We start from the raw sequence: 26,397 nt of genomic DNA, 5'->3' as shown, positions 1-26,397 counted from the left end.
GTTCCTCCTAGGGCTTCGGGCGCAGCCGCAGCCCGTGCATGCCTCCGTCGACCGCGAGGATGGTGCCCGCGGTGGAACCGGAGAGCGGACCGGCCAGGTAGGCGATGGCGCCCGCGACCTCGTCCGCCGAGACCAGCCGCCCGTGCGGCTGCCTGGCCTCCAACGCGGCCCGTTCGGCGGCCGGGTCCGGCGCCGAGTCGAGCAGGCGGCTCACCCAGGGGGTGTCCGCCGTGCCGGGCGCCACCGCGTTCACGCGGATGCCCTCACGCACGTAGTCCGCGGCCATGGCCAACGTCAACGCGTGCACCGCGCCCTTGCTCGCCGAGTACAGCGCGCGCTGCGGCAGACCGGCCCACGCCGCGATGGAGCCGGTGTTCACGATCGCCGCGGCGGGCGAGCGCCGCAGGTGCGGCAGCGCGGCGCGGGCGACCCGGGCCATGCCGAGCACGTTCACGTCCAGCACCCGGAGCCACTCGTCGTCCGGGTTCGCGGTCACGTCGCCCTGCGCGCCGACGCCCGCGTTGTTCACCACCACGTCGAGCCGGCCGAACCGCTCGACCACCTCGTCGATCGCGGCCCGCACCGACGCGTCGTCGGCCACGTCCACCCTGATCCCGTGCAGCGGCGGGTCCACCTGTGGGTTCAGGTCCAACGCCACCGCGGTCGCGCCCCGCTCGGCCAGCAGCCGCGCGGTGGCCAGGCCGATGCCCGACGCACCGCCGGTCACCACCGCGACCAGCCCCTCGAACTCGCTCACGTGCCATCCCTCCCGTCGATCGCCGACAGCTCCGTCCAGACCGGACCACCGGGATACCGGTAGTCGACCAGGGTCCGCTCGTGCAGCCGGGCCGAGAAGCCCGGCTCGGTGGGTGCGAGGTAACGGCCGTCGCGCACCACGGCCGGGTCGGTGAAGTGCTCGTGCAGGTGGTCGACCCACTCGATGACCCGGCCGTCCATGGTGCCGGACACCGCGACGAAGTCGACCATCGCCAGGTGCCGCACCAGCTCGCACAGGCCGACGCCGCCCGCGTGCGGGCACACCGGCACGCCGAACTTGGCCGCCAGCAGCAGGATCGCCACGTTCTCGTTGACACCGCCGACCCGGCAGGCGTCGAGCTGCACCACGTCCGCCGCGCCTGCTTGCAGCAGCTGCTTGAACACCACCCGGTTCTGCACGTGCTCGCCGGTGGCCACCTTGATCGGGCTCAACGCCCCGGCGATCGCGGCGTGCGCCAGCACGTCGTCGGGCGAGGTGGGCTCCTCGATCCAGTACGGGTCGAACGGCGCGAGCTCGCGCATCCACGCGATCGCCGTGCCGACGTCCCACCGCTGGTTGGCGTCCACCGCGATCCGCACGCCGTCGCCGACGACCTCGCGGGCCAGCCTCATCCGCCGCACGTCGTCGTCCAGGCTGCCGCCGACCTTCAGCTTGATCATGTCGAAGCCGTCGGCCAACGCCTGCCGGGCCAGGCCCGCCAGCTTGTCGTCGGTGTAGCCGAGCCAGCCCGGCGAGGTCGTGTAGGCGGGGTAGCCGTCGCGGACCAGGGCGGCGGCACGTTCGGCGCGTCCCGGCTCGGCGCGGCGCAGGATCTCCAACGCCTCGTCGGGCGTGAGCGCGTCGGACAGGTAACGGAAGTCGACCAGGCCGACGATCTCCTCCGGCGTCATCCCCGACAGGAACCGCCACAGCGGCAGATCCGCGCGCCGCGCCGCCAGGTCCCACGCGGCGTTGACCACCGCGCCCAGCGCCATGTGCGCGACGCCCTTCTCCGGGCCGAGCCACCGCAGCTGCGAGTCGTCGACCAGCTCCGCGGACAGCGCGGCCAGGTCGGCGGCGGTCTCCGGGACCGGCCGGCCGACGACGTGGTGCGCCAGCGACCGGATCGCGGCGGCCTGCACGTCGTTGCCGCGGCCGATGGTGAACGCCAACCCGTACCCGTCCGGCCCGGCCGACGTGCGCAGCACGACGTAGGCGGCGGAGTAGTCCGGGTCGGGGTTCATCGCGTCCGACCCGTCCAGCTCGCGCGAGGTCGGGAACCGGATGTCCAACACGTCCAGCGCGACGACCCGGTCCGTCCCCGGTGCCATCACGCCCACCCCGCCGTCACGCCCGCCCGACCCTCGTGCGCGCCCTCACGCCCGCCGCGCCGTCATGCCTGACCCAGCGTCTGCCGCTGGCGGCCGAGCCCGTCGATCTCCAGCTCCACCACGTCGCCCGCCCTCAGGTACGGCTTCGGCTCCGGTTGGCCGAGCGCCACGCCCGCGGGCGTGCCGGTGTTGATGACGTCCCCCGGTCGGAGGACGAGGAACCAGCTCAGGTAGCGGACCAGCTCGGCCACCGGGAAGATCATGTTCTTGGTGGAGGAGTCCTGCCGCGCAACGCCGTTGACCCACAGCCGCATGCCCAGCGCCTGCGGGTCGCCGACCTCGTCCGCGGGCAGGAGGAAGGGGCCGAGCGGGTTGAACGTCTCGCAGTTCTTGCCCTTGTCCCACTGCCCGCCGCGTTCGAGCTGGAACTCGCGCTCGCTCACGTCGTGGGACAGCGCGTACCCGGCGACGCAGGTCAGGGCCTCTTCGGCGGACTCCAGGTACCGGGCGGTGCGCCCGATGACCACGGCGAGCTCGACCTCCCAGTCGGTCTTGACCGAGCGGCGCGGCACGAGCACCTCGTCGTTCGGTCCGACGATCGTGTCCGGGGTCTTGAGGAACATGACCGGCTCGGCCGGGATCGGCAGCCCGGTCTCCTCGGCGTGGTCGCGGTAGTTGAGGCCGATGCAGACGATCTTGCCCACGCCCGCGACGGGCGGTCCGATCCGCGCGCCGTCGTCCACGATCGGGTGGAGTTCACCGGCGGCGAGCGCGGCCCTGGTGCGGGCGATGCCGTCGGCGGCGAGGAACGCGCCGGTCACGTCGTCGGTCAGCGGGCTCAGGTCGTACGTGACGCCGTCGTCGGCGCGGACGGCGGGCCGTTCCGAACCCGCGGGTCCCAGGCGCAACAACCGCACGGCAAGTCCTCCTCAACAGCCGGGTCGACAGATCGGATGTATAGCGCTCCCGATCCGCTCCGTCTAGAGGTTGTCCGGTTATTGGTCCGATGAATCTCGATCACGAAGGGTCGCGATGAAACACCACTGCCCGGTGTGGGCAGCCGCCGCCACCGCCGCGCTGCTCGGCTCGCTGATGGTCGGTTCCCTCCCGGGCGGCTCGCTCCCGGTCGGCAACGCGGCGGCCGGCCAGGACGCCCGACCGCTGCCCCCGAACCGCGCCGACCACGCGGGCAACGGGTCGTCCGAACGGGTCGGCCCGGCGCTCGCCAGGGCCGCCGGACCGGTCACGGCGTTCGTCGAGCTGACCACGACCCCGGCGGTGCGGGCCTACCGCGACGAGAAGGCGCGCGGCGCGGGCGACCCGGCGGCAGCGGCCCGGGACGCCCGGCGGCGGGCCGACGCGCAGGCCGACCGGGTCGTGCGGGCGCTGCGCGCCGAGGACGCCACCACCCGCGAGGTCGCCAAGACCCGCAACGCGGTGCCCGGCGTCGTGGTCACGGCCGACGCGGCGAGCCTGCGCCGCCTGGCCACGGTGCCCGAGGTCAAGGCCGTGCGGCTGACCGTGCCGAAGTCCGTGCGGAACGCGGGCGCGGTGGAGCTGACGCGCGCGGCGCAGGTGTGGCGGGACACCGGCCGCTACGGCGAAGGCCTGCGCATCGGCATCGTCGACACCGGCATCGACTACACCCACGCCGACTTCGGCGGCCCCGGCACCACCGCCGCCTACGACGCCGTCGACCGCACCGCGCCGTGGACCCCGACCGCGAAGGTCGTCGGCGGCCACGACTTCGCGGGCGACGACTACGACGCGTACGACCCGGCGAAGGCCGTGCCCGCCCCCGACCCCAACCCGCTCGACTGCCACAGCCACGGCACGCACGTCGCGGGCACGGCCGCCGGGTACGGCGAGAACGCCGACGGCACCCCGTTCACCGGCGACTACCGGACGTTGACGCCCGAGGCCGTGGCGGGCATGAGGATCGGCCCCGGCACCGCGCCGAAGGCGTCGCTGTACGCGTTGAAGGTGTTCGGCTGCACGGGCTCGACCGAGCTCGTCGGGCCCGCCCTCGACTGGTCGCTCGACCCGAACGGCGACGGCGACTTCGCCGACCGCCTCGACGTGGTCAACCTGTCCCTGGGCAGCGACTACGGCGGCCAGGACGACCCGGACAGCCTGTTCGTGCGCAAGGTCGTGGAGCACGGCGTGGTGGTGGTCGCGTCCGCCGGCAACGGCGGCGACCTCTACGACGTGGGCGGCTCGCCCGCGAACACGCCCGAGGCGCTGGCGGTGGCCAACACGCGGGACGCGTTCACCATGCTCGACGGCGTCGAGGTGGCGGGCGCGCGGCACGCCGGCCAGTACAGCAAGCAGTACGCCGGGTACGCGGGGCTGGACCTGGCGCTGCCCGTCGTGCCGGTGTCCGACGCCGCGAACCTCGACGGCTGCGCCCCCATCGGCGAGAACCTCGACGGCAGGTTCGTGTGGCTGGAGTGGGACGAGGACGACGCGAGCCGCGAGTGCGGCTCCGGCGCGCGGACCGACAACGCCGAGGCGGCGGGCGCCGAGGGCGTGCTGCTCACCACCACCAACGACCACTTCAAGGCGGCCATCGCGGGCAACGCGGGCATCCCCGCCTTCCAGTTCACCCGGGTCGCGACCGAGGCGCTGCGGCCGGCGCTGGCCGACGGGACGCTCCAGGTGCGGATGCTCGGCTCGCTGCGCAACGCCGCGCCGACGATGACGCCGACCCTCGCGGACACGATCACGCCGACGTCGGCACGGGGCGCGCGCAGCGCTTCGGCGGCCAAGCCCGACGTGGCCGCGCCCGGCGACACGATCCTGTCCGCGGCGGTCGGCACGGGCTCCGACGCGGTGAGCCAGGGCGGCACGTCGATGTCCGCGCCGCACGTGGCGGGCATCGCCGCGCTGGTCCGCGAGAGGCGTCCGGAGTGGACGGTCGAGGAGGTCAAGGCCGCGATCATGAACACGGCGCGCGGCGACGTGACCGACGGCGACGACCACACCACCGGCAAGCCCGAGGCGCCGATGCGGGTCGGCGCGGGACGGGTGGACGCGGTGGACGCCGTCGGCGCGGAACTGCTGGCCATGGTGCGGGACGACCCCGGCACGGTGGGCGTGACGTTCGGGCCGGTCGAGGCCGCGGCGGAGATGTCGGTGACCAAGACGGTGGAGGTGGTGAACAAGTCGTCCCGGCCGCGTGCGGTGACGGTCGCGTACGAGGCCGCCACCACCGTGCCCGGCACGCGGTTCGACGTGTGGCCGCGGACGTTCGTCGTACCGCCGGGCGGCACGGGCACGACCGAGGTGACGCTGACGGTCGTGCCCGACGAGCTGCGGAAGGTGGCCGACCCGACGGTGGAGAAGCGGCAGGCGGACGTGGCCAGGCAGTTCCTGGCCGAGGCGTCCGGGCGGCTGCTCGTGCGCAGCGGCGAGCGCACGCTGCGGGTGCCGGTGTACGCGGCGCCGAAACCGGTCGCGGACGTGGAGGCGGTGGACCGGGGCGACGGCGCGGTCGAGGTGACCGGGCGGACGGTGGAGCAGGGCGAGGGTGACGAGGCGTACCGGTCGCTGCTCAGCGCGTTCGAGTTGCAGGGCGCCAGCCCGGAGTTGCCCGACTGCGCGGACGGCGTGCAGGTCGACTGCGCGGTGACCGCGTCGGCCAGGGGCGGTGACCTGCGGTACGTCGGCGCGGCCTCGTCCGGCGGGATGCTCGCGTTCGGGGTCGTGACCTGGCGGAACTGGGTGACGTTGGGCGTCGCGACCAGCCCCGTGATCCGGATCGACACCACCGGCGACGGCGTGGACGACTACGCCGTGCAGGCGGTGAAGCCGACCTCGGGCGCCGTGGTGACGGCGGACGTGTGGCTGGCGCGGACCGTGCGGGTGGCGGACGGCGCGGTGGTGGACGAGCAGCCGCTCAACGGGCAGTACGGCGACGTGGACACCAACGTGATGGACAGCGACGTGGTGGTGCTGCCGGTGGCGTTGACGGCGCTGGGCATCGACCCGGCGGCGGGCAGCGCCCGGCTGACCTACACGGCAGGGACGACCGGGAACTACCCCGCGCCGGGCAACGCGGACGGGCTCGTGGACCGGATCGGCACGCCGATGTCGTTCGACCCGCTGCGGCCGGGGCTCGGGGTGGAGGGCGGGGTGTTGTTCTTCGCCGAGCCGGGTGCGGTGCTGCGGGTGCGGCGCGATCCGGAGTCGGCGGCGGCGGACGGCGCCGACAGCCTGCTCCTGCTGCACCACCACAACGCGTCGGGCGACCGGGCCCAGGTGCTGACGCCACGCTGAACCCTGGGCCCGTCCCCTTCGGCACGTTCGCCTCCGGCAGGTCGTCACGCTGCGCCAGGTCCGGTCAACCCGGTTGGGCGTGCCGGCCCCCGGTGGTGCTGGGCATACTCGGGCCAATGGGCTTCGTGGTAGGTCTCGACGCGGGCGGCACGAGCACCCGGGCGTTGGTGCTCGACCTGGACGGCACCCGCCTGGGCGCGGGGGTGGCGGGCGGCGCGAACCCCAACTCCCACCCGCCGGAGACGGCCGCCGCGCACGTCCGCCAGGCGTTGACGGCGGCGTTGGACGGGCTGGACCCGGGGAAGGTCGAGTCGGGCGTGCTCGGCATGGCCGGGTCGAGCAAGCTGCTCAGCGATCCGGCGGTGGCGGCGTTGTTCGAGGCGGCGTGGAGCGGCGCGGGGCTGCGGTGCGCGATGCGGGTGATCACGGACTGCGAGGCGGCGTTCGCCACGGGTACGGCGTCGCCGGACGGCACCGTGCTGGTGGCGGGCACGGGTTCGATCGCGGCCCGGATCGAGAACCACGAGCTGGTGGCGACCGCAGGCGGGTACGGCTGGCTGCTGGGCGACGAGGGGTCGGCGTTCTGGCTGGGGCGCGAGGCGGTGCGGGCCACGTTGCTGGCGTTGGAGCAGGACGCCGTGGACGACCTGTCGACCGCCGTGCTGGCGCGTGCGGAGATCCCCGACCTGCCCCGCCGTGACCAGTGGCGACAGCTGATCACCGCGGCCAACAGCGCCCGGCCGATCGCTCTGGCGACCTACGCGCCCTTAGTGACCACTCACGCCACCGCGCCGTCCGCGGACCGCATCATCACCGCCGCCGTGCGCGTGCTGGCCGACCTGGCCGAAGCCGCCCGACCGGCCGACCACCGCACCCCGATCGTCCTGATGGGCAGCCTGGTCCACGCCCACCCCCTGGGCACCCGCCTGAAGCACGAACTGACCACCCGCACCTCAGCCCCGATCACCGTCGCCACCGAGGGCGCCGCCGGCGCCGCCTGGCTGGCCGCCGTCAAGATCCTGGGCAACACCGCCCCCCGCCCCACCTGACCCTCCGCGCGAGTCGAACCCTCAGGTCCCGCGAGTCGAACCTCCAGGACCCCCGAATTCACCGTTCAGGACAAGCCGGACCGGCCGCGCCGTGCCCTGAGTGGTGAACTCGGGGGGCCTGAGCGTTCGACTCGCGGGGCCTGAGCGTTCGACTCGCGCGGGGGTCAGGTGCGGGGGTGGCGGAGGCCGGGGTGGTCGGTGGGGAGGGTGCGGCGGAGGATCCACCAGCTCACGGCGATGCAGGCGACCTGGAGGGGCCAGGTCAGGGCGACGCGCATGATGCCCAGCAGCACGACCTCGCCGGCCAGCCAGAGGGCGCCGAAGACGAGCACCCGCAGGATGTACTGGCCCACCCACGGCCACGAGGCGTAGCGGTACGCGCGCAGCAGATCCGGGTCGCGGCGCCAACGGAACTTCTGCCCGGTGACCAGGCCGACGACCACGCCGAGCAGGGGCCACCGGACCGCGATCGACGCCGTCCAGACCAGCGCCGACGCCGCGTTCAGGAAGATCTGCACGAGGAAGAAGTCCTCGGCCCGCCCGGTCTGCAGCGCGACGTACGCGGCCAGCACCACCAGGGCGACGGACACCAGGAGCGCGCGGGGACGACCACCCCGGACGACCCGGACGACACCGACGACCACGCCACAACCGACGGCCGCCAGAGCACCGACGGCGATGGAACTTCCGCTCAGCAGCCACCCCAGCACGAACGCCAGCGGCGGCAACGAGGCGTCCAGCGCACCGCCCCGCCCGCCCAGCAGTGCGGCCAGCGACTCCTGACGCGTGTCGGTCATGCCTCCAGGGTGCCTTAGGCCAACCTAACCCAGGTAACGGACCCGTCTCGGGGCATTGACCCCCGTGAGCCTCGTCACTACCGTCACCCCGAAATCGTCTGGAAAGTTACCAGACAGGACCACCGAACAGGCAGGAGAGGCGATGCGAGCCGGGAGCCCGAGGCTGCTGCGCGAGATCAACGACCGCGCCGCGATCGAGGCGTTGCTCCGCAACGGCCCGCTGACCAGGGCGGAACTGGAAGGGATCATCGGCCTGTCCAAACCGGCGACCGCCCAGCTCCTAACCCGCCTCGAAGACGAGGGCACGGTCCTGCGCAGCGGCCTGCGCGGCGGCGGACGCGGCCCGCGGGCCCAGCTGTGGACGGTCAACGGCGCGCTGGCCCACGTCGCCGCCGTCGACCTCACCCCCGACGCGATCGACATCGCCATCGCCGACATCTCCGGCGCGACGCTGACCGAGCACCGCGCCCCGATGCCGAAGACCGGCGTGCTGGAGGCGTTCCACAGCGCGCTCACGAAGGCCGCGGCCCAGGCCGGCCTCACCCCCGACGCACTGCACCACGTGGTCGTCGGCAGCCCCGGCGCGGTGGACCCGGCGACCGGCCGCCTCAACTACGCGCCGCACATGCCGGGCTGGGAGAACAAGAACATCCCCGAGGAGCTGGCCACCCTCCTCGACACCCCGGTCACGGTCGAGAACGACGTCAACCTGGTCGCGCTGGAGGAGATGATCGCCGGCCGGGCCGTCGGGGTGAAGGACTTCGTGCTCCTCTGGCCCGCCGACGCGGTGGGCGCGGCCGTCGTCGTCAACGGCGTGCTGCTGCGCGGCGCGACCGGCGGCGCGGGCGAGATCGACGCCATGCAGGTCCCCGATCACGCGCACGCCGACACGGGCACCGAGCGCACCGGCAGCCGTTACGGCGAGCTGCTGGACAGCCCCGGCATCGCCCGCCTGGCCCGCGCGCACGGCGTGTCCGCCCGCACCGGTCAGGCCGCCGTGGAGAAGGCGTTGAGCGAGGGACCGGCCGGCCGCGAGTTCCTGGTGGACCTGGCCCGCCGCATCGCCACCGGCGTGGCGAACGTGATCGCCGTGCTCGACCCCGAACTGGTGCTGCTCTCCGGCGGGATCGCGCAGGCGGGCGGCACCGCGCTCGCCGACCTCGTCGCCGCCGAGCTGCGCCACCTGGTGGTGCCACGCACCCCCGTCCGACTCGCCCTGGTGACCGGGAAACCGGTGCGTTCCGGCGCACTGCACTCCGCGCTGTCGGTCGTCAGGGAACAGGTGTTCGGTCTGCCCGCCGCCACGACCGAGCCCTTCCGCGGTCCGAACCGGACCGCGCCGAGCACGTCGAGATGAAGGAGAGCACATGCGCAAGCTGCACCGCGCAGCGTTGCTGTGCGTGGCCGCGGCGGTGTCCCTCACCGCTTGCGCGGCGGGGTCCGGCCGCAACGCCGAGCAGTCCGGGCCGGCGGCGGCTCCCGGCAAGGAGGACAGGTTCTCCCTGACCGTCTGGAGCAACTACTCCGGGCGCGAGCAGGCCGAGGTGACCAAGGCCCTGGAGAGCTTCAAGGAGAAGTTCCCCAACGCCGAGATCAAGCACGAGGGCAGCCAGGACGACGACAAGATCACCGCGGGCATCCGCGGCGGCAACCCGCCGGACGTGGCCATGTCGTTCACCACCGACAACATCGGCCAGTTCTGCTCCAGCGGCTCGTTCCAGGAGCTCAAGCCCTACATCGAGCGCGACGGCGTCGACCTCGGCCAGATCCCGGACGCCGTGCACTCCTACACCGAGTACAAGGGCAACCGCTGTGCGATGCCCCTGCTCAGCGACGTGTACGGGTTGTACTACAACAAGGACATGCTCGCCGAGGCCGGCATCACCGCGCCGCCGAAGACCACGGCCGAGCTGCTGGACTTCGCCAAGCGCACCACCAGGAAGGCGCCGGACGGCTCGATCGAGGTCGCGGGCTTCCTGCCGACCATGCTGTTCTACGCCAACCGCCCGCCGATCTGGGCGCCGAACTTCGGCGCGAAGTGGGAGACCGCCGACGGCAAGTCGGGTCTGGCCAGTCCGGAGTGGGCGCGGATGTTGGAGTTCCAGAAGGAGCTCGTCGACTTCTACGGCTACGAGAACCTGGAGCGGTTCCGGGCGGGGTTGGGCCAGGAGTACTCCACCGACCACGCGTTCCACCAGCGCAAGATCGCGATGATGATGGACGGCGAGTACCGCACGGCGTTCCTGGAGGACCAGGCGCCGGACCTGCGGTTCGGCACCGCGCCGTTCCCGACCGTCGAGCCCGGGCTGTACGGCATCGGCTTCACCACCGGCACCATCATGGGCGTCCCGAAGGGCGCGAAGAACCCCGGCGCGGCGTGGGAGCTGATCAAGCACCTGTCGTTCGACACCGAGACGATCGTCGGCCTGGCCAACGGGATCAAGAACATCCCGAGCACGAAGGCCGCGCTGGCCGACCCGCGGCTCGAGGTGGACGAGAACTTCAGGACGTTCATCGACCTGGCCACGTCCGGGAAGCTCCAGGGTAACCCGGTGACGCCCATCGGTGACGCGCACATCAAGGCGATCGGCGACTTCGCCACGTCGTGGCAGGCGGGCAAGGTGCCCGACCTGATGGCGGGGCTGGAGGAAGTCGACCGGCAGATCGACGACCAGATCGCGAAGAGCGGCAAGTAGGCATGACGGCCACGCTGGAGCGCGTGGACGTGGTGCGGGCCGCCCCGGCCAAGGGGCGGTCCCGCGCCCGCGCCCGTCACCGCCTGACCGTGCTGGCGTTCATGGCGCCCGCGACCCTCGGGTTCGCCCTGTTCTTCGGCTACCCGCTGATCGCCACCATCGGGTTCTCGTTCACCAGGTACGACCTGATCAACCCGCCGGAGTGGGTCGGCTGGGAGAACTACGCCTACATGTTCTCCGACAAGCTGTTCCACACCGCCGTCCGGAACACGCTGTGGTTCGTGGTGGTGCTGACCGTCGCACGCGTGGTGTTCGCGTTGGGCGTGGCGTCGGTGATCGCCCGGCTGAAGTCGGGCGTGGGGTTGGTGCGCACGTTGTGCTACCTGCCCTCGTTGGCGCCGCCGGTCGCGGCGACGTTGGTGTTCTTCCTGGTCATGCGGCCGAATGAAGGGCCCCTGGACTCGCTGCTGGGGTGGTTCGGGATCGAGGGGCCGCTGTGGTTCGCCGATCCGGTGTGGGCCAAGCCCGGCATCGCGGCGGTGATGCTGTGGGTGTCCGGCGACTTGATGATCATCCTCCTGGCGGCGGTCCTGGACGTGCCGCAGGAGCAGTACGAGGCCGCCGCGCTGGACGGCGCGGGACCGGTGCGCCGGTGGTGGCACGTCACGCTGCCGACGATCTCGCCGGTGCTGGCGTTCGGGGTGGTGAACTCGATCATCCTGGCGTTGCAGCTGTTCACGCAGGCCGTGGTGGCGGGCTCGGCGGCGAGCGGGTCGGCGGACGTGACGGGGTCGACGAAGGTGCTCGGGTTCCCCGAGAACTCGACGTTGACGTTCCCGGTGTGGCTCTACACGCAGGGCTTCCGGTACTTCGACATGGGCTACGCGGCGGCGATGGCGACGGTGTTGTTCGTGGTCTCGTTCGCGGCGACGGCGTTGTTGGTGCAGCGGATGCGCAAGGCGTCGCACCAGGAGGAGTCATGACGGCGGCGGTCGGCGCGCGGAGGCCGTTCGCGTGGCGGAGGACGGTGGACTGGGTCGCGGTGCACAGCCTCGGCCTGGCGCTGGGGTTGATGTTCACGCTGCCCATCGCGTTCGTCTTCCTGACCGCGGTCATGTCGGACAGCCAGGCGTTCACCAAGGACCTGTGGCCCCGGGAGTGGCACTGGGGCAACTTCGTCGAGGTGTTCGAGCAGGCTCCGCTGCTGAAGTACCTGGGCAACAGCATGGTGTACTCGCTGCTGGCCACGGCGGGGATGCTGCTCAGCTCGATCCCGGCCGCGTACGCGTTGGCCAAGCTGCGGTGGCGTGGCCGGAACGTGGTGTTCCTGCTGGTGGTGGGCGCGATGATGCTGCCGCCGCAGGTCGTGGCGGTGCCGCTGTACGACACGTGGTCGAGCCTGGGGCTGACCGGGACGTTGTGGCCGCTGATCGCGCCCTACTTCCTGTTCGACGCGTTCAGCATCTTCCTGCTGCGGCAGTTCATCCTGACCATCCCGCAGTCCTATGTGGACGCGGCGCGGGTGGACGGTTGCACGGAGTTCCAGGCGCTGGTGCGGGTCGTCGTGCCGATGGCGCGGCCGGGCATCGCGGCGACCGCGTTGTTCTGCTTCCTCTACACGTGGAACGACTACTTCGGACCGCTGCTCTACACGAGCGAGAAGCCGGACCAGTGGACGCTGTCGTTGGCGCTGTCCTCGTTCAAGGGCATGCACCACGTGCAGTGGAACCTGGCGATGGCCGTCACGTTGCTGATCATGCTCCCGGCGGTGGTGCTGTTCGCGTTCGCGCAGCGCTCGTTCGTCCGGGGCATCACGTTCACGGGGGTCAAGGGGTGAAGCTCACCGTTGTCGGTGGCGGGTCGACCTACACGCCGGAGCTGGTCGACGGGATCGCGGGGCGGCGGACCAGCCTCGCCGTGGACGAGATCGCGCTGGTCGACCCGGACATGTCACGGCTGGAGGTGGTGGGCGGGTTCGCGCGGCGGCAGCTGGCGCACGCCGGGCACCCGGCCCGGGTGACGACCACCTCGGACCTGGAGGCCGGGGCGGACGGGGCGGACGCCGTGCTGCTGCAACTGCGGGTCGGTGGACAGGCGGCACGTGCGTCGGACGAGACGTTCCCGCTGGTCTGCGACTGCGTCGGGCAGGAGACGACCGGCGCGGGCGGGCTGGCCAAGGCGCTGCGCACGGTGCCGGTGGTGCTCGACATCGCCCGGCGGGTGCGGGAGGTGGCGGGCGGGGACGCCTGGATCGTGAACTTCACCAACCCGGTGGGGATCGTGACGCGGGCGTTGCTGGCCGAGGGGCACCGGGCGGTCGGGCTGTGCAACGTGGCGATCACGTTCCAGCGGTGGACGTCGGCGTTGCTCGGGGTCGACCCGGAGGCGGTGCGGCTGGAGCACGTCGGGCTCAACCACCTGAGCTGGGAGACCGGGGTGTTCGTCGACGGGGTCGACCGGCTGCCGGAGCTGCTGGAACGGCACGGTGACGCGCTGGGCGAGCACATCGGGTTGCCCGCGTCGTTGATGCGACGGTTGGGGATGGTGCCGTCGTACTACCTGAAGTACTTCTACGACCACGACGAGGTGGTGCGCGCGCAGAAGGTCGAACCGCCGCGCGCCGAGGTGGTGGCGGCGGTGGAGAAGGAGCTGCTCGGGTTGTACGGGGACGTGGGGGTCGTGACCAAGCCGGCGCAACTCTCGCAGCGCGGGGGCGCGTACTACTCGGAGGCGGCCGTGCAGCTGGTGCACGCGTTGACCGGTGGTGGGGGCGGCGGCGCGCAGCAGCACGTGGTGAACGTCCGCAACGGCGGCACGCTGCCGTTCCTGCCCGCCGACGCGGTGGTCGAGGTGCCCGCGGTGGTGGACGGCGGCGGTGCGGTGCCGTTGCCCGTGCCGCCCGTACCGGCGACGATCGCGGGGTTGATCTCGCACGTGACGAGCTACGAGCAGCTGGCGTTGGACGCGGCCCTGCGCGGCGGGCGCGACCGGGTGGCGGAAGCGTTGCTGGCGCACCCGTTGATCGGGCAGCACGCGGTCGCCGAGCGGCTGGCCGACGAGCTCGTGGCGCGCAACGCGGACTTCCTGCCGTGGGTGAAGGGGACGGTGTGACCGACCGGGTGCTCGCCATCGACGGCGGGAACAGCAAGACGGCCGTGGCGCTGGTGGACGTGGAGGGTCGGGTCCTCGCCAGGGTGCGCGGGCCGGGCGCGTCGCCGCAGAACGTGGGGTTGGAGCGGAGCCTGGAGGTGTTCGACGGGCTGGTGCGCGAGGCGGCACGGCGTGCCGGGCTGGGTTCCGGGGACTCGGGTGCCGGGGACTCGGGTGCCGGGGAGCTGATCGCCACCCACACGGCGGCGTACCTGGCGGGCGCGGACCTGCCCCAGGAGGAGGACGACCTGCGCGCGGCCGTCGAGGCACGCGGGTGGTCGACCACGACGGTGGTCGGGAACGACACGTTCGCGCTGCTCAGGGCGGGCACGGCGGACGGCATCGGGGTCGCCGTGGTGTGCGGGGCGGGCATCAACTGCGTGGCGGTCGCGCCGGACGGGCGGACGCACCGGTTCCCGGCCTTGGGGCGGATCTCGGGCGACTGGGGTGGCGGTGGTCACATCGGGTCGGAGGCGTTGTGGCTGGCGGTGCGGGCCGAGGACGGTCGTGGCGAGCCGACGGCGTTGCGGGAGGCGCTGATCGCGCACTACGGGACGGCGACGCTGGCCGAGGTGGTCCAGCGGCTGCACCTCGGCGAGGTCGAGTTCGACCCGCACCCGCTGTGCCCGCTGTTGTTCGAGGTCGCGGCGGGTGGTGACGCGGTGGCGCGGTCGGTGGTGGACCGGCTCGTGGAGGAGGTCGAGCTGCTGGCGCGGGTGTCGTTGACGCGGCTGGAGCTGCTGGCGGAGCCGGTGGACGTGGTGCTCGGCGGCGGGGTGCTGACCGGGACCGGCGGGGTCGTGGCGGACGCGGTCGCGGCGCGGCTGCGGACGTCGGCGCCGGCGGCCCGGGTGCGGGTGGTGGACGTGCCGCCGGTGGTGGGGGCGGCGTTGCTGGGGTTGGACGCGCTGGGCGCGTCACCGGCGGCGGAGCCGCGGCTGCGCGCGGCGTACGAGTCGGCGGACGCGGCTACCGGGTGAGGTGTCGGGGTGCGGAGTGATCTGCGACGCACCCGGGTGGTCGAAAGCTGCTGAATCACCCATTGCCGACACTGGTTCACACCACCGAGTGACACCTTGGTAACAGCGTTGCCAACCGACGGTGGCGTAGGGCGGTCTTGGCGTTGCATGCTGGTCTGCGCGGTGCTGGGGGTGCCGTGTGGAGTGGAGGGGTTGCATGGAGGGATTGGACAGCTTCGTCGCGGTCGGGGACAGCTTCACCGAGGGGATGGACGACCCGGCGCCGAACGGCACCTACGTGGGGTGGGCCGACCGGCTCGCGTCGATGATGTCGGCCAGGCAGCAGGGCTTCCGGTACGCCAACCTCGCGATCCGGGGCAAGATGCTCCAGGAGATCGTGGACGAGCAGGTGCCGCTGGCGGCGGCGCTCAAACCCAAGCTGGTGTCGCTGTGCGGCGGCGGCAACGACATCCTGGTGCCCGGCAGCGACGCGGACGCGTTGGCCGAGGTCTACGAGATCGCGGTGGCCGACCTGAAGGCGGCCGGCGCGGAAGTGTTGATCTTCATGGGGTTCGACCCGAAGCACACGCCGTTGCTGCGGTCGCTGCGGGGGAAGATCGCGATCTACAACAACCACCTGTGGTCGGTCGCCGAGCGCTACCACTGCAAGGTGGTCGACCTGTGGTCGATGTCCGTCCTGCACGACCGGCGCGCGTGGAGCGGCGACCGGTTGCACCTGTCGCCCGAGGGGCACCGGCGCGTGGCGCTGCGGGCGGCCCAGGTGCTGGGCGTCGAGACGGACGGTGAGTGGAACACCCCTTGGCCGCCGTCGGTCGACGAGGACTGGATGACGCAGCGGCGGCGTGACCTGAAGTGGGCGCGGGAGCACGTGGTGCCGTGGGTGGGGCGGCAGTTGCGGGGTGAGTCGATGGGTGACGGGTTGGCACCCAAGCGGCCGGAGTTGCTGCCCGTTCGCGAGTGATCCCCGCGGTCGGGGGTCCGGCTCGGTGGTGGTGGGTCCGTTGTGGGCGGTGGCCGCTCAGGTGACCACCACGCGAGGTCGCACCTTCCAGGCGACCGAGCCCGCCACCTGTGGAACAGCGGCAATGCGACACTGGGCCGGCGCTCTCCCCCGAACGCCGGCCCAGCGGTTGGGTGGCTTCCCCCCTGGTCCCCCTGCCAAGAGCCACCCTGCGCCGACCGCGACTCGCTTGATCAGCGCGCCTCCAAACTCCCACGACTTCGTGCTCTCTTGCTAAACAGCGGCTAAACCTCGGTGGTCAAGGCTTCAAGAGCCGTTCGGACCAACATGGCGCGGGGTGAGCCGAGGCGTTCGAACAACCGAAGCGATTCCGCCAGCTCCGCTTGTGCGGCAACGCGTTCACCCCGTCTGGCCAGCACCGATCCGAGCACCTGGCGGCCGAACGCCTCCTCGAACTGCATGGAGCCGCCGCGGGCCAGTTCCACTCCCTGCCGGGCGTGTTCCTCCGCTTCGGGTAACAGCCCGAGTTCGGCGTAGAGCTCGGCCAGGTTGTTCACCGCGACCGCGTACGCGCGCTCGTCACCGTGGCGGTGGTAGATCTCCATCGCCGCGAACTGGTGCTGGGCCGCGGATTGGCGTTGACCGAGGCGTTGCTCCACCTGGGCGAGGTTGTTGAGCACGGTGGCCTCGCCCAGCGCGTCACCGTCCCGGCGGGCCAGGTCGACGGCTTCGCGGTAGTGCCCCAGGGCTTCCTCGACCCGGCCTTCGGCCACCAGTGCCAGCGCGAGCTGGTCCAGCGTCATCACGAGGTAGCGGGCCTCGCCGAGTTCCACGGCTATCCGGTGGGCCGATCGTGCCTGGTCGAGGGTGCCGCGCAGGGTGCCGGCCCGGTTGTTGAGGTCGTGCATCGCGTGCAGGACGAGCATCTCGCCCCGGCGGTTGCCGCTGACGCGGGCGGAGGCCAGGCCGAACTCGGCGATGCCCCGCCACTCTCGGCCGACGAGTCTGGTCACGCAGTAGGTGTGCACGAGGCGGACGAGTTGCCAGACCTGTTCGTGCAGACCGGCTTCCGCGCCGGCGTGCACGAGGGCGATGAGGTTGGACCACTCCTTGTCGAACCAGGACAGCGCCTGCGAGGCGGTCGCGGGCCGGGGTGCGGCGGAGTCGCCGGTGAAGTCCAGACCGTCGGACACCGGGCGGATGAGGCGGCGGGCGTGGTCGCACGCGCACAGGTAGTGCTCCATCAGCCGGCGCAGGCCGCGTTCGCGGTCCTCCACCACGCCGCGGGCGTAGAGGCGGACCAGGTCGTGCAGGACGAACCCGCCGCGCCACTGCTCCACCAGCAGGTGGGCGTCGGCGAGGTCGGCGAGTCGGGCGGCGGCCGTGCCCAGGTCGATGTCGCAGACCGCGGCGATGGCGTGCGGGCTCACCCACCGACCCGGCACGAGACCCGCGGCGCGGAACGTCTCCGCCAGTTCCGGCGGGAGGTTGCGGTAGGACACCGCCAGCGCCCGCTCGACGCCCACGCCGGTGTCGGCCAGGTCCAGGGTGCGCAGCCGGGCCGCGTCGTCGGACAGCTGCGCGACCAGCGCCTCGACCGTCCACTCCGGACTGAAGACGAGCTTGGCGGCGGCGATCCGGAGCGCCAGCGGGAGGTTGCCGCACAGCTCGGCCAGCATCCGCACGGCGGCGGGTTCCTGGTCGGACAGCGGTTTGCCGACGACCTCGTCGACCAGGCGGATGGCCTCCTCCTCGGACAACGTGTCCAGCGTGAGCATCCGCGCGCCGTTGCTGACCACCAGGGACTCCAGGCGGCGACGGCTGGTCACCAGGACGACCGACCCCGCGCCGGGCGGCAACAGCAGTCGGACGTGCTCGGGGTCCCAGGCGTCGTCCAGCACGACCAGCACGCGCCGCTTGGCCAGCACCGACCGGTACAGGCCGACCCGGTCGTCGAGGTCGCGCGGCACGCCGTCGGCGGGCACGCCCAGCGCCAGCAGGAACCTGGCCAGCACCTCGGCGGGCTCGACCGGGTCGCGGCCGGGCGCGAAACCGTTGAGGGAGGCGAACAGCAAGCCGTCGGGGAACTGCTCGGTCCGGCGGTGCCCCCACGTGACGGCCAGCTCGCTCTTGCCGATGCCCGCCGCCCCGTTCACCACCGCGATGGTGGTGGCGGCCAGGTCACGCGCGTCGCACAGCCGGTCCAACCAGGCCAGTTCCTCGTCGCGACCGATGAAACCGCTGGCCGCGGCGGGCAACTGGGCCGGCACGACCACGCCGGGACGGGGCGGCACGAGGGCGGGTTCGGCGAAGCCGGGCGAGCTCAGCGCCGGGTCGTCGCGCAACACCTGTTCGTGCAGCACGCGCAGGCCGGGGCCGGGGTCGATGCCGAGCTCGTCCACGACGCGGCGGTGAAAGCGCTGGTAGGCCTCCAACGCGTCGGCCCGCTGACCCGACCGGTACAGCGCGCGCATCATGTGGCCGACGAGCCGTTCCCGGAACGGGTACTCGTTCACCAGCTGCCGCAGCTCGCCGACCAGTTCCAGGTGGCGGCCCAGTTCCAGCTCGGCCTCGATGCGCTCTTCCACTGCGGCAAGCCGAAGCTCCTCCAGGTCGGTCGTCACCGGGTCGCCCGGCACGTCCGCCAACACCTGACCGCGCCACAGGCCGAGCGATTCGCGCAGCAGCTGCGCCCGGATCGGCGCGGGCTTGCCGCGGGCGCTCGACACGAGCTGCCTGGCCCGGTGGAAGTCCAGCCGCCACGGGTCCACCGACAGCTGGTAGCCGGGCGGGGTGGTGAGGATCCGCGCGGAGCCCGCCGGGTCGGCCTGTTCCAGCATCCGGCGCAGGCGCGACACGTAGCCGTGCACGATCGTCCTGGCCGTGGCGGGCGGGTCGTCGGCCCAGAGGCTGTCCACGATCTCGTCGATCGGGACGACCCGGTTGGCCTCCAGCACCAGCATCGCGAGCAGGCCGCGCATCCCCTTGCGGCCGATCACGAGCTGGCGGCCGTCCGCGAGCACCTGCAACGGTCCGAGGATGCCGAACTCCAGCCCGCTCTTGCTCCGGTCAGCCATGCCCCTCCCCCGCCTCGTGCGCTACAGCCCTTCCGGGCCCGTCGACCTCACGGCTTGGTCACTGGATCAGGTGCGCCAACCGCGTCGTTAGATACCTGTGGGTAAATGTTGCTTCCTCAACTAGTCGTGCTCCCATGACCGGACGGGCGCGCGGCGGCTAGGGTTTTGGCCCCGGACGTCCCGGCCGAGTTCTGGGCGAGTGCAGGAGGGCAAGTGCCGCGCGAGCCGATGGACGTGGTCGACCGTGGCGCCGCCTGCCTGTTGGCGGGCGCGCTGGGCGATGCGCTCGGCGCGCCCATCCAGTACCTGGGGTGGGCGGACATCCAACGGGACCACGGCCCGGAAGGTGTGCTGGAACCGCCGCGTCCCGCGTTGGTCACCGACGACACGCAGCTCACGCTGTTCACCGCGGACGGCTACTTGCGGGCGTGGGTGCGCGGCCGGACCACCGGCGACTGGGACCCGGTCGAGGTCGTCTGGCAGAGCTACCGCCGGTGGTTGATCACCCAGCAGGTGGCCGCGCCCGAGGTGGGCGCCGTCGGCCTCGTGGGCGACGAGCGGCTGTACTCGAGCCGGTCGCCCGGCCTGACGTGCCTGCGCGCACTGGCCGCCGACACACCGCCCACACCGGAGGAACCGCACAACGAGTCGTCCGGCTGCAACGGCGTCACCCGCACCGCCCCCGCCGGCTTCGCGCCCAGCGCGGAGATCGCCTACGACCTCGGGTGCAGGTTCGCCGCGCTGACCCACGGCGGCACCGGCGGCTGGGTGTCCGGCGGCGCGTTCGCGCTGCTCATCCACCTGCTGGCGGTTCGAGGACGGCCCATCCGCGAAGCCGTCGACCAGGTGATCGGGCGGGTGCTGCGCGACGACCCGTACACGGCGAACACGCTGAACCGGGCCGTGGTGTTCGCCGACGAGCACCGGGCGCTCGGCTTCGACTCGGTGCGGGTCGACCGCCTGGGCAGCGGCTGGACCGGACCGGAGGCGCTGGCGATCGCCGTGCACACGGTCCTGGTGTTCCCGAAGCGGTCGCAGTTCGTGGACGCGCTGCGGGCGGCGGCCAACCACTCGGGCGGCAGCGACGCCACGGCCGCGTTGACCGGGAACGTGCTGGGCGCCCTGCACGGCACGGCCGCGTTGCCGAGGGACTGGCTGGCGGGCCTGGAACTGGTCGACCTGCTCACGCAGCTGGGCGCGGACCTGGGCCGCTCGGTGACGGGGCAGGAGTTCGATCACAGCCGGTACTCGTGAGCCGGCCGGCGGTCGTGGAACGGGTTGTAGCCGGCCTCGGCACGCACGTTCCCGAATGCGTGCGACCGAGGCCGGCTCTCCACGCGATCTGCGCAGGGACACGCCCCGAGCGCGGAACCCGGCTGACCTGACCGTGGAGCGGGAAACCCGTGGCCGAACCGTAGCAGAGCGCGTGTGCGCGATCACAGGCGGCCCACCTCTTTAACGTTGTGAACCACCACACCCGCGGCGGGGCGCGCCGCGGCTCGGCTGTCGCGATCCTGTCGCGATCCTGTCGACTCGCTGTCGACCGGTGCCCCACCGGGCCGATGCCCTCGCCCGCCGGGTGGGGGTGCCCCACCATGGGCGCGTGGACAAGGGCGCTTCGGTTCGACTGCTCGTGGTGGACGACGAGCCGCACATCGCGGACCTCGTGGCGACGGTGGCGCGGTACGAGGGCTGGCAGGCGGTGACGGCGGGCAGCGGCGAGGCCGCGCTGCGGACCGCCGCCGACTTCCACCCGGACATCGTCGTGCTCGACCTGATGCTGCCCGACCTGGACGGCTTCACCGTGCTGGACCGGCTGCGGTCGGCGGGCGCGATGGTGCCGGTGGTGTTCCTGACCGCCCGTGACGGCACCGCCGACCGGGTCGCGGGCCTGACCCGCGGCGGTGACGACTACCTGGTCAAGCCGTTCTCGGTGGAGGAGCTGATGGCCCGGCTGCGGGCCGTGCTGCGGCGGTCGACCGGGCCGACCTGGAAGCGGTCGGTGCTGGAGGTGTCCGACCTGGCGATGGACGAGGACACCCGCGAGGTGCGGCGGGGCGGCCGGTTGATCACGCTCACGCCGACCGAGTACGAGCTGCTGCGCTACCTGATGCGCCGATCACCGGCCGTGCTGACGAAGGCCCAGATCCTCGACCACGTGTGGGAGTACGACTTCGGGGGCCGGTCCAACGTGGTGGAGCTGGTCGTGTCGCACCTGCGGCGCAAGCTGGACGACGGCGGCGAGCCGCTCATCCACACCGTGCGCGGCGTGGGCTACGTGCTGCGTCGAGCCGCACGGTGACGCGCCGCCGCCTGCGGCTGGGCACGCGCCTCGCGCTCGGTCTCGGCGCGCTGGCCCTGGCGGTGTTCGCGGTCGTCGGCACGGTGATGGCGCGCAGCATGCAGGACTACCTGGAACACCGGCTGGACGCCCAGATGGAGACCACGCAGGCCTCGCTGAAGAAGGACTTCGCCAAGAACGGCGCACTCAAGGGAAAGGCGTACGGCTGGTACTCGGTCGTCTACGACGTGCGCGACGGGCGGGCGACGCCGCGCAACCCGGAGGACCTGCCCGCCGACGCCGACGAGCTGACCGCCGCGGCGCTGGACGTCGACGGCGTGGACCCGGTGTACCGGACCGAGTACCTGCACGGCGACGGCACGTACCGGCTGCGCGGCTGCCCGGTGTCCGACGGCGTGGTGCTGGTCAGCGCGGCGCCGATGAACGACATCACCACCACGGTGCGGCAGCTGGTGCTCGTGGAGGTGGCGACGTTCCTGCTCGCGCTGATCGCGTTCGTGGTGATCGGGCGGGCGGTGCTGCGGCGGGGGTTGCAGCCGTTGAGCGACATGGCCCGGACCGCGCACGACATCACGTCGCACGACCTGACCGACTCGGCCCGGCTGCCGGTGCGCGCGGAAGGCGGCAACGGCGGCGTGGAGGTCGAGGAGCTGCGCACGGCGTTCAACACGATGTTGGACCACATCGACGTGTCGCTGGCCGCCCGGACCGCCGCCGAGCAGCGGTTGCGGCGGTTCATCGCGGACGCCTCGCACGAGCTGCGCACGCCGTTGACCTCGATCCGGGGTTACGCGGACCTGTTCCGGTACGCGGCGGCGAACGCGCCGGAGGAGCGCGAGGCCCACCTGGAGAGGTTGCGGTCGGAGGCGGCGCGGATGAGCGTGCTGCTGGACGACCTGCTGCTGCTCGCCCGGCTGGACTCGGCGGAGGTGGAGGCACCGCTGCGGCCGGCCGACGGCGACCTGGCCGCGTTGGCGCGGGAGGCGGCGGACGCGTTCCGCGCGGCCCGCCCGACGCACCCGCTGACCCTGACCGTGCCGGACGAGCCGGTGCGGCTGGCGTTCGACCCGCTGCGGCTGCGGCAGGTGGTGGACAACCTGCTGGCCAACGCCGCCGTGCACACGCCGATGGGCACCGCGGTGTCGCTGTCGGTGTCCGCGGCGCCGGGATCGGCCGTGCTGCGGGTGAGCGACACGGGGCCGGGCATCGCGGCCGCCGACCAGCGCCGCATCTTCGACCGGTTCTACCGGGTGGACGATTCGCGCACGCGCGATCGCGGGGGCAGCGGGCTGGGACTGGCGGTGGTGCACTCCCTGGTCACCGCCCACGGCGGCACGGTCGAGCTGACCAGCCGCCCGGGCCGCACCGACTTCACGGTCACATTGCCGCGGCTCCGCCCCGGCGGCTCGGCTACCGACGCGGCCTCGCGGTGACATCGCCGCAGCAGGTCAGCCTCCAGGCCGTGACGCACGCCCGCTAGCCGGCGTTGGAGGACTCCGCCCACAGGTCGATGCCCGAGTCGACGGCGTGCACGTCGATCTGCTCGATCTCGTCGTCGGTCAGCGGTGGCCCGTCCAGCGCGGCCACGTTCGCCTCCAGCTGGCCCACGCTGCTCGCACCGATGAGCACCGACGTGACCCGCTCGTCCCGCAACGCCCAGGTCAGCGCGAGCTGCGCCAACGACTGCCCCCGGGACGCCGCGATCTCGTCCAACGCCCGCACGTGCGCCAGGTTGGCCTCGGTCAACAGGTCTTCGGACAGCGACTTGCCCTGCGTGGCGCGCGAGCCCGCGGGCACGCCGTCGAGGTACTTGTCGGTCAACATGCCCTGCGCGAGCGGCGAGAACGCGATGCAGCCGACGCCCAGCTCGCCCAGGGCGTCCAGCAGGTCGTTCTCGATCCAGCGGTTGAGCATCGAGTACGAGGGCTGGTGGATCAGCAGCGGCACGCCCGCCGTGCGCAGCAGCTCCGCCGCCTCGCGGGTCTTGGTCGCCGAGTAGGACGAGATGCCGACGTAGAGCGCCTTGCCCTGCTGCACGGCGCTGACCAGCGCACCGACCGTCTCCTCCAGCGGCGTGTCCGGGTCGAACCGGTGCGAGTAGAAGATGTCGACGTAATCCAGGCCGAGCCGGGACAGGGACTGGTCCAGCGAGGACAGCAGGTACTTGCGCGAGCCCCGGTCGCCGTACGGCCCCGGCCACATGTCGTAGCCGGCCTTGGTGGAGATCACCAGCTCGTCGCGGTGCGGCCGCAGGTCGTCGGCCACCACCCGGCCGAAGTTGACCTCCGCCGAGCCGTAGGGCGGGCCGTAGTTGTTGGCCAGGTCGAAGTGCGTCACGCCGAGGTCGAACGCCCGGCGCACGATCGCCCGGCCCGACTCGTACGGCCGGTCGTCGCCGAAGTTGTGCCAGAGGCCGAGCGACACGGCGGGCAGCATGAGCCCGCTGCGCCCGCACCGTCGGTAGGTCATCCGGTCGTACCGCGAGGCGTCTGGGAGGTAGGCCACCTCCCCACCCTGGCACGCCCGGCTGCCGTTTGCCGGGCAGGAAACCGGGACGGGGTTGCTCTTCTCGGACCGTATTCAGCCGGTCTCCCGATCATCCGCCAGGTGTGCCCGGACATCGGTGTCCGAGCTCCCGGACCCCTGCGTCCGGACGCGCGAGCGGAAAGAGATCAGATGAGTCCCTCACTCAGACGCGGCACGCTGTTGGCGGTCGCCGCCCTGGCCGCCTCGACCGTCCAGCTCACCTCACCCGCGGTCGCCGCCCCCGCTCCCGCGGCCTCGCCCTGCGGTCCCCTCGACGTCGCGTTCGTCCTCGACGACACCGGCAGCATGGGCGGCGCCATCGCCAACCTGAAGACCGGCATCAACTCCATCGTCGGCGACGTCGTCACCGCGTCGGGCGGCGACTACCGGCTCGGCCTGGTCACGTTCAAGGACGACGTCACCGTCCACAACACCCTCGCGCCCGGCAACGCGGCGGCGGTGACGAACTACGTCACCAACACCCTCGCCGCGGGCGCGGGTGGCAGCGAGCCCGAGGCGTCCGACGAAGCCCTCAACACGGTCGTGAACAACCTGCCCGCGGCCGGCCGCCCGCAGAACGTCGACTTCGGCGGCACGTGGCGGTCCAACGCGATGAAGTTCGTCGTGCTGGTGACCGACGCCCGTCCCGGCGGGTTCGACAACGTGCACGCGCCCGCGGACGTGGCCAACGCCGCCCAGCGGGCGAACGACGCGCTCGGCAAGGGCATCAAGATCTCGCCCGTGTACGTCCCGACGTCGTCCACCTACGCTTCGGTGATCACGCCGATCATGCAGAACTACGCCACCACGACCGGCGGCGTGTTCACGCAGACGACGTCCACGGGCGCGGGCACGGCCGACGCGATCCGCAAGCTGCTGTCGGACTGCCGGCAGACCGACGTGGTCATCCGCGACCAGGTGACCGACACGGGTGCCGAGCCCAACCCGAACGGCACGGTCTGGAACAGCCCGGACATCAAGGTCTGCCCGACCACCGCGGACTGCGCGGGCATCCAGCCCGTCGTCGGCGCGACGAACTACGTCCACGTGCGGATGCACAACGCCTCCGCCACGAGCACCGGCACGCTCAAGGTCTACCGCACGCCCGCCGGCGGCGGCACGACGTGGAACAACGCCACCAACGGCGACTGGGTGTTCATCGGCCAGCAGTCGCTCTCGGTGCCCGTGGGCGGCACCGTGGCGAAGATCCCGTGGACCGGCATCCCGGGACCGGGCCACTTCTGCCTGCTGGCGCGCTGGGTGTCGGCGACCGACCCGATGACGTTCGCCGAGGGCTCGAACACCGCGCTGAACACCAAGAACAACAACAACATCGCGTGGAAGAACCTCCAGACCGTCCGCGGCAAGGTGCTCCAGCCGGTGAAGTCCTGGTTCACCCTGGGCAACGCGACCGAGCGCGAGGTCAAGACCGACCTCGTGCTGACCGGTGAGAAGCCGGTGGCGGGCACCGTGGTGATCGACCTCGGGCCGCGCCTGTTCGAGCGCTGGCGCGCCGCCGGCGGCCAGGCCGAGGGCGTGAAGCAGGTCGGCGAGACCGCGTTCCAGTTGGACCCGGCGCGGTCCGCGCTGTTCGGCGTGCCGCTGCTGCCCGGTGAGCGCTTCACCACCGAGCTCACCTTCACGCCCGAGGCGCCGGGCGAGTACCTGACGAACCTCGTCCAGTTCGTCGAGGGCGAGGACCACGGCGGCGTGGCCTACCACGTCATCACCGACCGCGGATAACCAGCGGAAGTGATCGCGGCCCGTGCCCTTCGGCACGGGCCGCGACCGCACTCCACCTCATTGGCGCATCCACCTCCGCCGGCCGGGTGGTCGAATGATTCCAAACTACGCGCCAGACGTGATTGCCGACCCCGGAATTAGGAATATCACCCGCATCCGGGGAGGCGACTGCGCTGCTCAGGTGACCGAAGTAGGCACTCTGCACCAATTGGGTACCGCGCGGGCACGGATACCCGGTCGCTCCCCGCAGAGGAAGAAGTGTCGGAACCGGATGCTTCCCGTAGGGTCCAACTCGTTCGAACGATGATTGACGAATGGGGAGACATGAAATTCGGTTTACGGCCGATCGGTTCGTTACTCGGGGCCTTGGCCATTGTCGCGACGACCGCCTTCGCTGGCTCCGCGCCGGCGAACGCCGCGGTGGACTGCGGCGTTCGTCATTGGCAGCCCATCAGCGATGCGGAGAGGTACGTCGCCGACGGGCAGGCCGCCCGGGTCGGCATCTACGCGCATTGCGCAGTCGTCTTCCGGGGGCCCACGCTGGCCCAACTGCACTGCTGGAGGGAGAACGACTACAGGACCTTTTGGTGGTTCGTGAGTAGCCCACGGGGAGCGGGATGGGTCTTCGAGGGGAACTTCGGGTCGCCTCCGAACCGGACCTATCGGACCCAGTGCGTGCCCGCCTGAGCGCGACACCGACGGCTCGACCCACCCGCCCCATGCCGGCGTGACCGGCGACCGGCACCCGCT

Annotated in this window: 19 protein-coding genes; 13 read left to right on the top strand and 6 right to left on the bottom strand. The window is 72.2% G+C overall.

Annotation, left to right across the window (positions count from 1 at the left end; all coding sequences use genetic code 11):
• Positions 1-7 precede the first annotated feature (7 nt).
• The 3 genes from AB0K14_RS03450 to AB0K14_RS03440 all read right to left on the bottom strand — a co-directional run bounded on the left by AB0K14_RS03450 (position 8) and on the right by AB0K14_RS03440 (position 3,005).
• Positions 8-757: an SDR family oxidoreductase gene (locus AB0K14_RS03450; protein WP_360453973.1), complete on the bottom strand. Its 750-nt coding sequence runs from the start codon at positions 755-757 to the stop codon at positions 8-10.
• Positions 754-2,088 (bottom strand): enolase C-terminal domain-like protein, encoded by a 1,335-nt coding sequence (locus tag AB0K14_RS03445; protein WP_360453976.1) that lies wholly within the window; start codon positions 2,086-2,088, stop codon positions 754-756. The genes AB0K14_RS03450 and AB0K14_RS03445 overlap by 4 nt, the downstream gene beginning before the upstream one ends.
• Positions 2,089-2,150: 62 nt before the next feature.
• The gene (locus tag AB0K14_RS03440) at positions 2,151-3,005 is read right to left on the bottom strand and encodes a fumarylacetoacetate hydrolase family protein (protein ID WP_360453979.1); all 855 of its coding nucleotides are present in this window, start codon (positions 3,003-3,005) and stop codon (positions 2,151-2,153) included.
• 115 nt (positions 3,006-3,120) lie between these two features.
• On the opposite strand from AB0K14_RS03440, the gene AB0K14_RS03435 reads away from it, so the two are divergent.
• Positions 3,121-6,366 (top strand): S8 family serine peptidase, encoded by a 3,246-nt coding sequence (locus AB0K14_RS03435; RefSeq protein WP_360453982.1) that lies wholly within the window; start codon positions 3,121-3,123, stop codon positions 6,364-6,366.
• A gap of 116 nt (positions 6,367-6,482) precedes the next feature.
• On the top strand, positions 6,483-7,415 hold the full coding sequence (locus AB0K14_RS03430) for a BadF/BadG/BcrA/BcrD ATPase family protein (protein ID WP_360453985.1): 933 nt from the start codon (positions 6,483-6,485) through the stop codon (positions 7,413-7,415).
• Positions 7,416-7,579: 164 nt separating this feature from the next.
• On the opposite strand, the gene AB0K14_RS03425 is transcribed toward AB0K14_RS03430, so the two are convergent.
• On the bottom strand, positions 7,580-8,212 hold the full coding sequence (locus AB0K14_RS03425; RefSeq protein WP_360453988.1) for a DUF3159 domain-containing protein: 633 nt from the start codon (positions 8,210-8,212) through the stop codon (positions 7,580-7,582).
• 142 nt (positions 8,213-8,354) lie between these two features.
• Between AB0K14_RS03425 and AB0K14_RS03420 the strand changes: the two genes are divergently transcribed.
• The 7 genes from AB0K14_RS03420 (at position 8,355) to AB0K14_RS03390 (ending at position 15,999) form a co-directional block, all read left to right on the top strand.
• On the top strand, positions 8,355-9,569 hold the full coding sequence (locus tag AB0K14_RS03420) for an ROK family transcriptional regulator (RefSeq protein WP_360453991.1): 1,215 nt from the start codon (positions 8,355-8,357) through the stop codon (positions 9,567-9,569).
• Positions 9,570-9,579: 10 nt separating this feature from the next.
• Positions 9,580-10,908, top strand: coding sequence for an ABC transporter substrate-binding protein (locus AB0K14_RS03415; protein ID WP_360453994.1), 1,329 nt, complete (start codon positions 9,580-9,582; stop codon positions 10,906-10,908).
• Positions 10,909-10,910: 2 nt separating this feature from the next.
• Entirely contained in the window at positions 10,911-11,891 is a 981-nt protein-coding gene (locus AB0K14_RS03410; protein ID WP_360453997.1) for a sugar ABC transporter permease, read from the top strand.
• A complete protein-coding gene (locus AB0K14_RS03405) occupies positions 11,888-12,745 on the top strand; it encodes a carbohydrate ABC transporter permease (protein WP_360454000.1) in 858 nt (285 codons plus the stop codon). Before AB0K14_RS03410 ends, AB0K14_RS03405 begins: the two co-directional genes overlap by 4 nt.
• Entirely contained in the window at positions 12,742-14,019 is a 1,278-nt protein-coding gene (locus AB0K14_RS03400) for a 6-phospho-beta-glucosidase (protein WP_360454003.1), read from the top strand. Before AB0K14_RS03405 ends, AB0K14_RS03400 begins: the two co-directional genes overlap by 4 nt.
• Positions 14,016-15,038, top strand: coding sequence for a BadF/BadG/BcrA/BcrD ATPase family protein (locus AB0K14_RS03395; RefSeq protein WP_360454006.1), 1,023 nt, complete (start codon positions 14,016-14,018; stop codon positions 15,036-15,038). Before AB0K14_RS03400 ends, AB0K14_RS03395 begins: the two co-directional genes overlap by 4 nt.
• A 196-nt stretch (positions 15,039-15,234) precedes the next feature.
• Entirely contained in the window at positions 15,235-15,999 is a 765-nt protein-coding gene (locus AB0K14_RS03390) for an SGNH/GDSL hydrolase family protein (protein WP_360454009.1), read from the top strand.
• Positions 16,000-16,283: 284 nt separating this feature from the next.
• Here AB0K14_RS03390 and AB0K14_RS03385 read toward each other — a convergent pair whose 3' ends face one another.
• Positions 16,284-19,076 (bottom strand): BTAD domain-containing putative transcriptional regulator, encoded by a 2,793-nt coding sequence (locus AB0K14_RS03385; RefSeq protein WP_360454012.1) that lies wholly within the window; start codon positions 19,074-19,076, stop codon positions 16,284-16,286.
• A 213-nt stretch (positions 19,077-19,289) separates the two neighbouring features.
• On the opposite strand from AB0K14_RS03385, the gene AB0K14_RS03380 reads away from it, so the two are divergent.
• From AB0K14_RS03380 to AB0K14_RS03370, 3 genes are all read left to right on the top strand, one after another.
• Positions 19,290-20,330 carry an ADP-ribosylglycohydrolase family protein gene (locus AB0K14_RS03380; RefSeq protein ID WP_360454015.1) on the top strand — a complete coding sequence of 347 codons (1,041 nt, stop codon included), beginning with the start codon at positions 19,290-19,292 and terminating at the stop codon, positions 20,328-20,330.
• A gap of 349 nt (positions 20,331-20,679) precedes the next feature.
• Positions 20,680-21,378: a response regulator transcription factor gene (locus tag AB0K14_RS03375; RefSeq protein ID WP_360454018.1), complete on the top strand. Its 699-nt coding sequence runs from the start codon at positions 20,680-20,682 to the stop codon at positions 21,376-21,378.
• Positions 21,375-22,811: a HAMP domain-containing sensor histidine kinase gene (locus AB0K14_RS03370; protein ID WP_360454021.1), complete on the top strand. Its 1,437-nt coding sequence runs from the start codon at positions 21,375-21,377 to the stop codon at positions 22,809-22,811. Before AB0K14_RS03375 ends, AB0K14_RS03370 begins: the two co-directional genes overlap by 4 nt.
• 43 nt (positions 22,812-22,854) lie before the next feature.
• Here AB0K14_RS03370 and mgrA read toward each other — a convergent pair whose 3' ends face one another.
• Entirely contained in the window at positions 22,855-23,883 is a 1,029-nt protein-coding gene (gene mgrA, locus AB0K14_RS03365; RefSeq protein ID WP_360454024.1) for an L-glyceraldehyde 3-phosphate reductase, read from the bottom strand.
• A gap of 171 nt (positions 23,884-24,054) precedes the next feature.
• Between mgrA and AB0K14_RS03360 the strand changes: the two genes are divergently transcribed.
• Positions 24,055-25,647 carry a vWA domain-containing protein gene (locus tag AB0K14_RS03360; protein WP_360454026.1) on the top strand — a complete coding sequence of 531 codons (1,593 nt, stop codon included), beginning with the start codon at positions 24,055-24,057 and terminating at the stop codon, positions 25,645-25,647.
• Positions 25,648-26,397: the final 750 nt, after the last annotated feature.

Source organism: Actinosynnema sp. NPDC050801, from assembly GCF_040673975.1.
Classification (GTDB): Bacteria; Actinomycetota; Actinomycetes; order Mycobacteriales; family Pseudonocardiaceae; genus Actinosynnema.
Note: the sequence above shows the minus strand (reverse complement) of the source record. Positions and strands in the feature narration are given on the sequence as shown.

What these genes read in the sequence shown, in the direction of transcription:
- AB0K14_RS03445 (WP_360453976.1), bottom strand. Translation starts at nt 2,088, where the DNA reads ATGGCACCGGGGACGGACCGGGTCGTCGCGCTGGACGTGTTGGACATC.
- AB0K14_RS03410 (WP_360453997.1), top strand. Translation starts at nt 10,911, where the DNA reads ATGACGGCCACGCTGGAGCGCGTGGACGTGGTGCGGGCCGCCCCGGCC.
- AB0K14_RS03385 (WP_360454012.1), bottom strand. Translation starts at nt 19,076, where the DNA reads ATGGCTGACCGGAGCAAGAGCGGGCTGGAGTTCGGCATCCTCGGACCG.
- AB0K14_RS03390 (WP_360454009.1), top strand. Translation starts at nt 15,235, where the DNA reads ATGGAGGGATTGGACAGCTTCGTCGCGGTCGGGGACAGCTTCACCGAG.
- AB0K14_RS03435 (WP_360453982.1), top strand. Translation starts at nt 3,121, where the DNA reads ATGAAACACCACTGCCCGGTGTGGGCAGCCGCCGCCACCGCCGCGCTG.
- AB0K14_RS03420 (WP_360453991.1), top strand. Translation starts at nt 8,355, where the DNA reads ATGCGAGCCGGGAGCCCGAGGCTGCTGCGCGAGATCAACGACCGCGCC.
- AB0K14_RS03360 (WP_360454026.1), top strand. Translation starts at nt 24,055, where the DNA reads ATGAGTCCCTCACTCAGACGCGGCACGCTGTTGGCGGTCGCCGCCCTG.
- AB0K14_RS03425 (WP_360453988.1), bottom strand. Translation starts at nt 8,212, where the DNA reads ATGACCGACACGCGTCAGGAGTCGCTGGCCGCACTGCTGGGCGGGCGG.
- AB0K14_RS03415 (WP_360453994.1), top strand. Translation starts at nt 9,580, where the DNA reads ATGCGCAAGCTGCACCGCGCAGCGTTGCTGTGCGTGGCCGCGGCGGTG.
- AB0K14_RS03405 (WP_360454000.1), top strand. Translation starts at nt 11,888, where the DNA reads ATGACGGCGGCGGTCGGCGCGCGGAGGCCGTTCGCGTGGCGGAGGACG.
- AB0K14_RS03430 (WP_360453985.1), top strand. Translation starts at nt 6,483, where the DNA reads ATGGGCTTCGTGGTAGGTCTCGACGCGGGCGGCACGAGCACCCGGGCG.